General features: G+C 59.0%; 8 protein-coding genes. All 8 read right to left on the bottom strand.

Going from position 1 to position 11,817, the window contains the following annotated elements; translation table 11 throughout:
* Window positions 1-288 (bottom strand): type VI secretion system PAAR protein, encoded by a 288-nt coding sequence (locus ACT3RP_RS12445; protein WP_441686822.1) that lies wholly within the window; start codon window positions 286-288, stop codon window positions 1-3.
* 66 nt (window positions 289-354) lie between these two features.
* Window positions 355-945, bottom strand: a complete 591-nt coding sequence (locus ACT3RP_RS12440) for a GNAT family N-acetyltransferase (RefSeq protein ID WP_096277951.1) — start codon at window positions 943-945, stop codon at window positions 355-357.
* On the bottom strand, window positions 929-4,579 hold the full coding sequence (tssM, locus tag ACT3RP_RS12435; protein WP_483393884.1) for a type VI secretion system membrane subunit TssM: 3,651 nt from the start codon (window positions 4,577-4,579) through the stop codon (window positions 929-931). The genes ACT3RP_RS12440 and tssM overlap by 17 nt, the downstream gene beginning before the upstream one ends.
* A gap of 39 nt (window positions 4,580-4,618) precedes the next feature.
* Window positions 4,619-6,085 (bottom strand): type VI secretion system protein TssA, encoded by a 1,467-nt coding sequence (gene tssA, locus ACT3RP_RS12430; RefSeq protein ID WP_483393883.1) that lies wholly within the window; start codon window positions 6,083-6,085, stop codon window positions 4,619-4,621.
* A gap of 11 nt (window positions 6,086-6,096) precedes the next feature.
* Entirely contained in the window at window positions 6,097-6,762 is a 666-nt protein-coding gene (vasI, locus tag ACT3RP_RS12425; RefSeq protein WP_483393882.1) for a type VI secretion system-associated protein VasI, read from the bottom strand.
* Complete coding sequence (locus tag ACT3RP_RS12420) at window positions 6,759-8,309, bottom strand: sigma-54 interaction domain-containing protein (RefSeq protein WP_483393881.1); 1,551 nt, start codon at window positions 8,307-8,309, stop codon at window positions 6,759-6,761. The genes vasI and ACT3RP_RS12420 overlap by 4 nt, the downstream gene beginning before the upstream one ends.
* A 4-nt stretch (window positions 8,310-8,313) precedes the next feature.
* Window positions 8,314-10,965, bottom strand: a complete 2,652-nt coding sequence (tssH, locus tag ACT3RP_RS12415; protein ID WP_483393880.1) for a type VI secretion system ATPase TssH — start codon at window positions 10,963-10,965, stop codon at window positions 8,314-8,316.
* 8 nt (window positions 10,966-10,973) lie between these two features.
* Entirely contained in the window at window positions 10,974-11,816 is an 843-nt protein-coding gene (gene icmH / locus ACT3RP_RS12410; protein ID WP_441686018.1) for a type IVB secretion system protein IcmH/DotU, read from the bottom strand.
* Window position 11,817 lies beyond the last annotated feature (1 nt).

The raw sequence follows: 11,817 nt of genomic DNA, 5'->3' as shown, positions 1-11,817 counted from the left end.
TCAACTTCCCTCTCCTGAACCAGACCCGATGACCACGCCACCGCAGTCCACGCCGTGGCCCGTTAACGCAGCGGGTTTGCCGTCGATTAAAATAGTGCCCGAGCCCTGTGCAATGGCGCGCGGGTGCGTGGAGTGGTTGGGCTTGTCATGTGGCGCGAGCGGGTCGCCTACGCGAGCGACGGGCTTACCGTCCATTAGCACCGTGCCGCTACCGGCGGTTACCGGCGTAGCAGAAAAACCGTCGTGGTCGGTTCCCATATCGCCCACTAGTACAAATTGCTGGCCCATTGCGGGTACTCCTTATTACATGACTGCATTACATGACTGCTTATTCGTGCGGCTTACTCATCCCGCTTATTCGTCCCACTTTGCGGGCGCTTCGTAGCTGGCGACCTCAAAGGCATCAACGTATTGGCGAGTAAAGCCGGCGGCTTCCAGGCTATCGATGGCCGAGTGGCACACCAACGGCAGGCGTGTCTGCAGCGGTACGCCGCTGAGGCTGCGGCGCACGGCCATGAGTAAGCGGGTGCCATGGCCGCTGCCTTTCCACTCTTGGCTGATGTAGAAAAAGCGTAGCTGCCAGGCAGCCTCATCGTCAGGGCGACAAGCCAGCACCATGCCTAGCGGCGGCCCGTCGCCATGGCGTAGCGCCAACAGTCGGCCCTGCCAATGCGCAACCTTGCCTTCGTCGCGCTGTAGCCACAGGCCGCGGTGAACGGTAAATTCCAGCGCCCGACGCAGCGTTTCCAGCACGCTTTTATCTTTTAGCACCCACGGTGAGTGCCCCTTGGCATCCGCGTGGTAGACCGCTTCGATAAAACTGTCGATGTCCTCGCTGCGCGCCTCCACTAGCGGGCGGGCGCGCTTCACGCTGCTCTGACGCTTATGGCGCGTCGTAGGCTGAGACGTGCCGGCGCTAAACAGTTGCTTAAGTTTGGTCAGCATTGCTGCCTCGCTCGGCGTAGAGCGCCGCTGGCAACTGGAAGCCCGCCGCTAGCGGGCGCGTAAAGGGGTTGGCTGAGCCGTTAGCAAACAGGCGATAACGCATCGAGCCGCCATCGACGTTGAAGCGCAGTTCCAGCTCCCGCTCGCTGACACTGGTGATATCGGCTTGTTCTAACAGCCGGAACCAGGCCCAGGCGCCGTCTTGAGTCACGCTGCGCGGAGAGCGGTTGATTTCACTAGGCACCATAGTGACGCGACTTTCATTGCCACCGCGTAAAGTATTGGGCCAAATCATCGAAACACGCTGGCTGGCGCTGTGGGCGTATTCGATCAGTTGGCCGTCCACGCTGATCACACTGCGACGCTTGTCAGGGCTTAAGCTCACCGGCTCTAGGGCGAACTCCACATCCAGCGCGCCGTCGCGGCTAAAGTAGGCGCGACGAATTTGCTCGGCCTGTTGAACGGCGGTGTGCAGGCTATCGCGCAGTAGCGAGTTACCGTCAGCATCAACTAAGTACTCGGGCGCGCCCTCAATAAAGGGCTTTAAGCTTTCTTCATAGAAGGCATCTAGGGTGCCGCTGGGGGCAAAGAAGTCTTCAAAGTCGCTAAGCGCTACTTCACTGGTGGCGCCAGGGGCAAGCGGGTAGCGGCCGGCTAGGCGCTCTTGATAAGGCGCGACCACTTCATCCAGCCAAAGGTGTTCTAAATGACGCGTGGCACTCACCATCATTAGCTGCCAGCTCTGATCAGCCAAATCATGCAGCATTCGGCCTACCGGCTGCGGCGTGTTTTCGGCAATGCGCTGTAGATTGTAAATGGGGTCGTTACCGCGCAGCGAAAGCCGATCACGCACATTCATAAAGGCTGCACGCTCTGCATCGCTCGACTCTTCAATTTCCTGCAAGTAGTTGCGCAGCTCAGTAACCGCTACCTTAATTTCCTCAAGCGACGAAGGATTGTCATTACGCGCCTGGCTGAGCTGGTTAATCGGCGTAAAGGGCTGCTCAATGGCCAGCGCTAGCTGGTATCGCTGAGATTCGCGCAGCGCTGCGCGGGCCTGTTCGTCATCCTCGGGCAGCTCAGGATAGAGGCTGGTATTACGTTCAACGGCGTTCAACAACCTGTCTAATGGGCGCTGTGAGCCTACCAGCGCATCCGCCACCACGATGGCCTGATGAATGTCCGGCAAAGGCACCAGCTGCGTATTGCGCAAGGCATCGCGCCAGCTAACGTGATAGTCACTCACGTAGTATTCGCGCAGCGCCGTTTGCAGCTGCTGTTTATCGGCTTCGCTAAAGTTGATGTTATCGCGCTGACCCAACACCCACACGTCGATCAGCGCAAGCTCTGTGGCTCGATCAAGCTCTTGTAGAAAGTAATTCTCGAAGCCGTCGCGGGTCACCAAGTGAGGCAGCTGCACGTACTCGGCCTGGTCATTGCGCGCCATAAATACCGTATTGAACAGCGTGCCGACGCTAAGACGCAGATCAAGCGGTTCACCTTGGCGGCTACCGGCGACTTTCAAGGACGTATACACCCGCTCATCAATCGGCTGACGAGAAAGCTCTTGCTGTGCCGCGTCGATGCTACCTTGAAGCGGTGCCATGGCCTGCTGGGCACGCTGCTGACCGTCAGCAATATGCCCCTTTAGATCGCTATGTATCAACGCGTAGTCAAGGTGTGTCAACAGGCGCTCTTGAACATCGCCCTGCTGAGGAAAGTAACCCTGCCAGCGCTGCGCCATAAAGCGCTCTACCCGCTCAGGCTGACGGCCACTGGCGTCTGACATCATGCGCAGCACGCGCAGTAGCGCTAATTTCGCGTTACTGCCTTCCTCGGAACGATTCATGTCGTCCACGATGCCGATCATTAATGCCGGCAGGAACTGATTTTCCAGCATCGCCAGATAGGCACGTTCAACCTGGGCGCCAATGATATGCCCTTGATAAAGCCCCATATCGGCAAGGTAAGGCGTGTGCGTGCGGTATTCGGAGAAGGTTTCCAGCGCATAGCGCAGCCTGTCCAGCGGTTCTAAAAATTCATAGCCGCTGGGATCGTCGCTTTGGAAAGCCTCAGGCTGAGTGGCTAAAAACGTTGCCGCCCGCTCTTCTACTGCGGCGAGAGAGACACTGTTCTTTTGATAGAAATGCGCCCAGCCACCGACCAGCCCAACGCCCATGATCAAGCAGGCAACCAGACTAATATTGCGCGCCCGACGGCGCCTCTGAGTCATACGGGCGTTATCGCCCGCCAAGCCCGCTTCGGGATAAATAACTTTATCAAACAACTCTTCGGTGAAATAAAGCGCGCTGCGGGTGGCCCGGTGCGCAGGCTGCACGGTATCGCCCATGCCGTAGCGGCGCGCGGCGGCATCAACAAACGGATCTTCCGGCACGCCCTGCTGATAAACCGAGGTGAAATACGTGCCGCGCACCATCGCCGCCGTTGAGAAGCGATCGCTCGACAGCGCCTCGGCCAGAAAGCCGAACAGTACATCGCGCAGCCCCGCTAACTGGCGCACAAACCGGAATACCGACTCACGCTCATCGCGGTCGCGGCACTCGGAAAGCATGGTCGGCATATGCTGGTTCAAGCGGGCCAGCATGGCGTCATAATCAGCTTCGAACTCAGACTCCCATTTCCCGGGCGTGTCCATCGAAGCCGCTGAAAAGGTAAAGCCAAGCGGCGCACGGCGGGCTGCGCGGGAATAGTGGCGGAAGAAGTCGTCAAAGCCGTGCAGCAAGTCCATTTTGCTAAACGTGACGTAAACCGGTAGCCGGGTGCCGTGACGCTCCATTAATTCACGTAAGCGGCTTCGCAACAGCGCGGCATAGGCTTTTCGTACCGCCACTTGGGCGTGGCTTAAACGGGCTAGATCCAGCACCAGCACAACGCCATCTAACGGCCGCTGGGCACGATTGCGCTCAAGCCAATCGACAAAATGATCCCACAGTCTGCGCTGTAGCTCTTGAGGCTCACCGCCTTCCATAGCGCCCTGCGTTAGCAGCTCACCATCGGGGTCAATCAGCACCGCTTTATCGCCAATCCACCAGTCAAAGCCTAGCTGGCCCTGCTTGCTACTCTGCCCGGATGCTTTCATCACGTGGGTCAGCGCAAAGGTTTGGCCGGAGCGATTGATCAGGCTGGTTTTGCCCGCATTTTCGACCCCCATCACCAGGTACCAAGGCAGGCGATAACGGCTGTTATGGCCACCGCCTAGGCTCGACGTAATCTCAGTCAACACGCTGTCGAGCGACACTTCTTGTCGCTCCACCTGCGACATAATCGGGTCTTGCTGGCGAGCGTCTTCGTGCTCACGCTCTTCATCCAGGGTGCGCAGCCGGCGCGCTAAGCGGACACCCCAGATCACAGCAATAAGAGTGACGACGGCCAGCGTTGCCAACAGGCGGTTAGTTAACGGGGCAAGCGGCATGACGTCGCGTATTTCCCAACCCGGTCCCAGCCACCAAATAGCGACCAGTAATACGATGAGCAGCACCGCCCACAGCAGTGTTGAGATCCGCAATAGCCCTTTCGCTTTATTACCATGCGCATTGGCACGGTTTTTCGCTGTTTGTGCCCGCGACAAGCCAGGCACCCAGCGGCTCAGCTTTGATGTTAATGTTGACCACATTAGCCTTTATCCCTCGTCCCTGTTACTGATGAATATTGTTTAGTGCGTTTCTTTAACCGCCGCGTGAAGACGCGACACAAGCGATGGTTCCCACTGCTCCATCGCAAGTTCGGTGATGGTTTGATGCAATGTGCGGTAGTGCTGCTGCGCAAGGCTTTCCAGGCCAGTTTCATGTAAAAGGTCCGCACTTGCTAAACGCCAGTAGGCGCTTTCACGAGGCGATCGGGCGGCGCTAAGGCCTTGATCAAGAACTTTTAATGCCGCGCCCACATCGCCACTTTCCATTTCCTCGCGAGCCTCTTCTAAGCCCGCCTGCCAAGTATCATTACCGCCACTGCTGGCCCCGCCGCTACCCGGCATTCCGCTGCTATGCAGCCAGCGCTGCGTCTCATCATCGACGAACGCCGCACCGTTATTAAAAGTCAGCGCCTCAATGCCGGGCAGGCGTTGCACAAAGCGCTGCGCCTCATCACGGATCGCCTCAGCGCAGCGCGGATGCCCCAGCTGCTTGGCAATCCCGGCGCTCAGCCGATGGCCTTCTAGCCAATAGGGGCTAACCGCTAGGCTGTTTTCAATGCGCTGCCATAAGTCGCTGTCGCCGCCGCGCGCAAAGGCTTCTCGGTAGCCGGCAATGCGGTCGGCGGAAACGGGCGCAAGCTCTGTTCGCCCGCCCTCTTTAGCCGAAGGCAGCGCCTGTATGGCACTCCACACGGCGTAGCGGCGAAGGCGGTAAGCAAGCGGCTCACCCGAGGCCTGCTCGGTCAAAAAGTCCGCCATCTTGAGCAGCGCCTGACGATTCGAGCGCTCGTTACCCGCTTCTAAGCGCAGCTCCGGCACTTTCGCGGGCGCCTCAGCCGTCGGTGCCGCTTGCTGCCCTGCTTGGCTGCTCGCGGTCTCGCTTCGCTCACTCGGTGGCGTAGCGCTATTGGCTGAAGGCGGTGTCTGCGTAGGACGCTGCGCAGTGAGCTGGCGACTTAACTCATTCAGCGCTTGCCCGGGTAGCGAGTATTGCTCTACGCGTGCCTGCAGCTCCGTTAGCGCTGTATTGCAAGCCTCGAACTCATCGTCCGCATTATGAAAGTCCAGCCCGGCGGCGAGCTTTACGCTGCGCTGGCTAAACTGCTGAAACAACCGCGGGCGCAGCTTGGCGCCCCGCGGGCCATTAAAGGGATAGGCATGCGCCCACCAGGGCTGCTCCAGAGCACGCGTTAACAGGCGCAGTGACAGCGCAAAGCGCACGCCATTGCCATCGTGCTGTAGGCAGTGCAGCAAATGGCCTAGCACTTTTAGGTCTTTGCCGCGCTCGCTCAGCATGCGAATCGCCAGCGTTTCAGCGCTTTCCCACGCGACACTTGCATGTTGCAGCGAACCGACTTTCATCATTTCAGCATCAAGGGCTAGGTAGTCGCTGGTTTCCTCAAGCGACTCCCCCACAGGCTGCCCGTCTGCATTGTTAGCCAGCGGGGCCAACAGGGGGTCAAGATGAGCGACGGCGGTAATACGCATAGTTGGCTCCCTTACCAGCGGCACGCTTCGCGCATGGGCTGAATGGCTTGGCGCAAGCCCGTGATGTCAAAACGCAAACCATTCAACACGGCAACATCGCTCGTCAGCGTGACCTCATCGGCGTTAAGCAGCTGTCGCAACGTCTCAATCGCGGGCAGCCCACGGCCGCCGTTAAGTACATGGCCATCGTCGCGTGCGCGCCACTGCTGCTGAATACTGCCCGTATTAGTCGAAAGCTGAAGATCAACGCGAGCCTCGTTGACCGGTTCAGGCATGTGCAGTTGGAAGCGAGTGATCGCGTTCTCACAGGCCATCACCATCACCGGGCGCGGCGGCGTGGTTCCCAGCGCAGGTACGCTCATCAACACATCGTCGCCGGCTTGTTCCACCATCAGCCCTAGCGCCTGTGTATCTCGCTCGGACTCTTGGCGCTCAATGGCGTACCACAGGTCGGATAGCTTTGAATCGTTTGTCGCCGTCAACGTTGGTTTAAACACGTTGTCGTAGCAGCTAAGCCGATCTAAACGCGAGGGTTCTTCCGCGCAGGCCTGCGCGTTATCCAACACGCTCTCTGGCACTGCTTGATGCTCGTCGGCGTACAGCCCAGCGCTACTGCAAGCGCCTATCATGAGCAGCGTCCTGCATGACCATTGGCGCGTCAGTGAGGTCATTTTCATTTGGTATCCAGTTCTAGCAGTTGGCACTTGTGCGCCAGCGTTCGCTTAGGTAAGCCAAGACTTTCAGCGGTTTGTGCTCGGTTGCCGCCAAAGTGCAGCAACCGCTGACGAATAATGTCGGACTCGACGTCCCGCAGCGCCTGGCGCAAGTCGTCAATACTGTCCGGCAACGCATACGCACCCCGGCTGGTCGGTAAAGTCGTATGTACGGGCGCGTCATTATCAAGCTCTCCTGGCAGCACATAGGCATCAATATCGGTGCCTTGCGCGGTCATAGCGCAGGCGTAGTCGATGAGGTTTTTTAACTCGCGTACGTTGCCAGGGTAATCGCGACCGTGCAGTAAGCGCAGCGCCGCGGGGGTGATGCCCATTTCGACACGCTCTTCACGCTGGCAGAAATCGGTGATAAACGATTGCGCCAACTGAGCGATATCATCGCGCCGTTCGGCAAGCGGGGGCAGGGGCAACGGGAACTGGCCGAGCCGGTAGTAAAGGTCGGCGCGGAACTGCTGCGCGCGGATATGCTCGCGTAGCGGCTGATGGGTTGCAGACACTATGCGTAAATCGGCGCAGCGTTCTTCGCTCGCCCCCAAAGGGCGATACCGGCCGCTCTCCAGCACGCGCAGCAGCTTGGCCTGCAGCGCCAGCGGCATATCACCCACTTCATCCAGAAACAGCGTGCCGCCGTCGGCTTGGCTAATCAGCCCTTCCTGGGCCTGGTCCGCGCCTGAAAACGCCCCTTTGGAATGACCGAACAGCTCAGACTCCAGCAGCGCTTCGGGAATGGCAGCGCAGTTAATCGCCATAAACGGGCCTTTCGAACGCGCCGAAAGCTGGTGCAGGGCACGCGCCACCCGATCTTTACCCGTCCCGGTTTCGCCTTGCAGCAAAACGGCTAGATTAGTTTCTGCTGCTCTCACCACTTGGCGGCGCAGCGTGTGCATAGCCACCGACTGCCCCAGCAGGTCTTCTGCTAGCTGGTCTGCCAACGTCTGGCGCCGGGCACCGTCGTTAAGTTTGGCGAGCGAATCACGCAGGGCGCGCGTACGATGCCGCTCGCCCTGCTCTCTCGAGAGCCGAGCCCACAGCCTGCATAGCAATGCTTCAAAAGCGGCCATGCCGGGCTCATCATTAAGCGCGGTGAGAGCGTCCCGCTCGCCGACCATCAACAGCACACCCAGCCACTCTTGATCACCGTCCATTGCCCGTAGTGGCCGCACTTGGAGGCATTTATTCGCCGCTAAGCGCGCCACTTGCGTTTGAAACGCGCGGTGGTCCAAGCGCGTGCGTGCGTCCCCCACGCTGAGCGTTAGCGCTTTACCGCTACGAATAACGTGGGCGTAGGGATGGCTAAAATCACTGCAATCAAACTGCGCGGCATCGCCGTCACGCCCCAGCCAGCGGCCGCTGCCCTCTACATAGAGGCACTCTACGCCATCCAGGCCCAGGCCATCACGCACCAGCGTTGCTGCGCGCGCGCGCAACGCCTCTGCGTTAGCACTCTCTACTAGGGTTAATGCAATCGGCATTGCGGCTAGCAGCGTCATGGGGTTACGCGACCTCCGCGGTAAAGGTGCCCAGTGCAGCATCGACACCCAGCGCAACGCGGGTCACCTGTTCACGACGCGCCATGCGTTCGAGCAAGGCGCGCGACAACGGCGGAAGCAGCTCACCGTCAATCACCGATTCCAGCATGCGCGCGCCGTTTTCACTGCGGGTGGCGCGCTGGCAAATTGCATCAACCAGGGTGTCATCCAGCGCCACATCAGCATGCCGATGGCGTTCGCGAATGCGCGTTGCCAGCGTATTCAGCTTGGCTTTGGCAATATCGCGCAGCGTATCGCCATCTAGCGGTAGATAAGGCACCACTTCCATACGGGCGAGGAGTGCGGGCTTGAAGAACTCAGCCAGCACGGGATAAAGCGCCGTATCGAGCTCGGCAGCGTTGTCGCCATGGCGTACAATAGCCTCATAGCCAAGGTTCGAGGTCATGAAAAAGAGCACGTTTTTACAGTCGATTAAGCGCCCTTCTCCGTCGGCCAGCTCACCTTTATCGAACGCTTGATAGAAAAGGTTCAACACATCGGGGTGCGCTTTTTCGACTTCGTCCAGCAGCACCACCGAGTAAGGCCGCTGGCGGATCGCCTCGGTCAATAGGCCGCCCTCGCCAAAGCCCACATAGCCAGGCGGTGAGCCAATTAGCCGAGAAACGGTATGCTTCTCTTGGTATTCGGACATATTGATAGTGGTCAGAAACTGGCGCCCGCCATACAGCTGATCGGCAATCTGCACCACGGTTTCAGTCTTACCGACCCCGCTGGGGCCCACCAATAAAAAGGCGCCCAAGGGCCGCCCTGGCCGACGTAGATCCGCACGGGCAGTCAGCAGATGGCGGTGAATGCGCTCTACCGCGCTGCTTTGGCCCTGGATTAATTCCCCTAGATAAGTAGGCAGCTCGGTAAGCCGCGTTAGCTCATCACTGGTCATGCGCTCTACCGGGACGCCTGTCCAGTCGCCGATCACCTGGGCAATCTGTGCTTCTTCAACGCTAGGATTAACCAACGCAAAGGTTTCTTGCAGCTGCGTCAACTGCTGTTCACGCTCGGCCAGCGCCTGATGAATGCCTTCAGGCAGTTGATCCAGCGCATCGCTATTGGTGGCGTCTAGCAACTGGCGATGCATCGCAACAATCGCATCAACACACTCACGCTGCGCCTGCCAAGCGGCTTCCAGGCTTGCTAGCTCCTGCTCAAGCTTGACTAGGCGCTCCGTTAAGACGTGATGGTTTTCACTATCGGGCTCGCGACCCAACAGTCGTTCACGCTCGAGCTGGTCGCGCTCACGCAATGCGGCGGTGTGCTCGCTTTGTAGATGGCTAAGCCTGCGCGGCGGCGTGTCTAACGCCTGTGCTAATCGCGTGCAGGCGGTATCCAGCACGTCGATCGCTTTGTCCGGCAGCTGCCGCCCGGCCAAGTAGCGTGCCGACAGTGCCGCAGCGGCGCGCAAACCGCTGTCGCCAATCAGCACACCATGGGCACGCTCATAAACATCGCGCAGGCCGCGCAGAATCACCAGCGCCTGCTCCACGCTCGGCTCAGAGAGCGCTATAGGCTGGAAGCGCCTTGAAAGCGCGGGGTCTTTTTCGAAGTACTTTTTGTATTCACGCCACGTGGTCGCGGCAATGGTGCGCAGCTCGCCGCGCGCCAGCGCAGGCTTGAGTAAGTTGGCTGCATCACCGCCGCCTTCCTGATTACCGGCACCAATCAGCGTGTGCGCTTCATCAATAAACAGCAGCGTAGGGCGCGGTGCGTTTTTCACCTCATCAATCACTGCTTTCAGGCGCTTTTCAAACTCGCCTTTAACGGCAGCGCCTGCCTGCAGGGCGCCTAAATCAAGGGTCAGTAGCTCAACATCTTTTAGCGCTGCAGGAACCTGCCCTGCCACTATGCGTGCTGCCAACCCCTCCACAACGGCGCTTTTACCCACCCCGGCATCGCCGATCACAATCGGATTGTTCTTGCGCCGACGTCCCAAAATATCGAGCATCTGGTCGATTTCCGGGTCGCGCCCCAGCACGGGGTCGAGCTCGCCTTGGCGTGCCTGTTCGGTTAAAGAGGTGGCAAACCGCGCCAGCGCACTATCGTTTCCAGGCTTCTCGCTTCCAGGCCCCAATCTTTCAGACCCCATGCCAGACTGACGCCCTGCATTTGAGGATGGATCACTGGGAGCCTCCGCCGATTCGGCGGTAAGGTGCTCTAAATGGCGGCGCAGCGTTTCGCGATTGATATCCGCCAGCAGGCGCACCGAACCCGCGCCAAGATAGCGCTCAGCGTTATGCAGTAAAGCCGTTAGCACGGCGCCACTGCGTAATGCACGGTGCTGATATTCGGTAGCGGCGAGCAGCCAGGCGTCTTGTAATAGCTCCACCAGCAGCGGTGAAAAGCTGGGCGTGATGATCTCCAGATCGCGTGGCGGGCGCGTTTCTTCGGCAAGCGTTGCACGCAGCGCCGCAGTGTCGATCTCAAAATGCTCGCACAAACAGCGTACATCGCACAGCGGCTGGTCCAGCAGCGCTTGCAGCAAATGCGCGGCAGCAACTTCGGGCGCCTGTTGCTGTGCGCACAGCACTGCGGCTTGTTCGAGTCCTTGGCGGGTGATCGGGTTCAGGCGATCAATAAGCGCCGGTAGCTCTACCCTGAGCATGGTATCTCCTAACGATAGATTTGGTTAAGAAGCAAGGTGATCTGCTCAGCCTGCTGGTCAAGTGACCATGACAGGCCCATATACACCGCCACCATGGCAAGCCCAAATAGCCCAAAGATGCCCCAGATAGGAAAGCCCGTTCGCCGCCCTTGGCGAGCGTTAACAACGTTACGCAATGGCTGCGTAAGCGCCTCTTCAGAGGGCTGATCCAGAGTAGAAAGCTGCTCACCTAGCGCACGAACGATTTGTTCGTACTCATCACGGCCGTGGGTCATCACTCGATAGCGACCTTCAAAACCCAGGCATAGGCATAGGTAAATAAACGCCAGCATGTCGCGGTAACGCTTGGGCTCTTGCTGCAATCGCGCCAGGATAGAAAAGACTTTTTCGCCACCCCAGGTTTCGTTATGAAAGCGCGTTAGCAAGGAGTGTTCCGCCCACTTACTTTGCCGCCCCCAGGACATTCCCATCACCGCTTCATCGATGAAGGAGCACAGCACGTAGCGGTAAGCGAGCAGCGTTGCCCGGTCGTAGCCTTGTTCGGTCAGCTCGATTTCAATCGCGGCAATTTCGTCGACGACCTGGCGATAAAGCCGCTCAACATCGCCTGCGCTATCGAGCTGGCGCACACGTACCACCATGCCCAGCAGGCTGCTCGCGGCGTCTACCAGCGGATTTAAATTGTGGCCGCGCAGGCGAAACCAGTAGTCCTCATCGGCATCCAGCTGCTCGGCGTGGCTGTGTATTAAATGCTCTAGGCCACGCTCATTGATCAGGTCTTCATGGCGTGCTTTGCTGCGCTCAGCGCGTGGGCGCGCCAAATTGCGCTCGTCGGTCGTGAGATGTTGCATG

Source organism: Halomonas sp. AOP5-B2-8, from assembly GCF_052376475.1.
Classification (GTDB): Bacteria; Pseudomonadota; Gammaproteobacteria; order Pseudomonadales; family Halomonadaceae; genus Vreelandella; species Vreelandella casei.
The sequence above is the reverse complement of the archived record's forward strand: the minus strand, read 5'-3'. Positions and strand labels throughout refer to the sequence as shown.

Bases quoted from the DNA above. Each gene is read 5' to 3' on its own strand.
- ACT3RP_RS12445 (WP_441686822.1), bottom strand. From the start codon at position 288: ATGGGCCAGCAATTTGTACTAGTGGGCGATATGGGAACCGACCACGAC.
- ACT3RP_RS12440 (WP_096277951.1), bottom strand. From the start codon at position 945: ATGCTGACCAAACTTAAGCAACTGTTTAGCGCCGGCACGTCTCAGCCT.
- tssM (WP_483393884.1), bottom strand. From the start codon at position 4,579: ATGTGGTCAACATTAACATCAAAGCTGAGCCGCTGGGTGCCTGGCTTG.
- tssA (WP_483393883.1), bottom strand. From the start codon at position 6,085: ATGCGTATTACCGCCGTCGCTCATCTTGACCCCCTGTTGGCCCCGCTG.
- vasI (WP_483393882.1), bottom strand. From the start codon at position 6,762: ATGAAAATGACCTCACTGACGCGCCAATGGTCATGCAGGACGCTGCTC.
- ACT3RP_RS12420 (WP_483393881.1), bottom strand. From the start codon at position 8,309: ATGACGCTGCTAGCCGCAATGCCGATTGCATTAACCCTAGTAGAGAGT.
- tssH (WP_483393880.1), bottom strand. From the start codon at position 10,965: ATGCTCAGGGTAGAGCTACCGGCGCTTATTGATCGCCTGAACCCGATC.
- icmH (WP_441686018.1), bottom strand. From the start codon at position 11,816: ATGCAACATCTCACGACCGACGAGCGCAATTTGGCGCGCCCACGCGCT.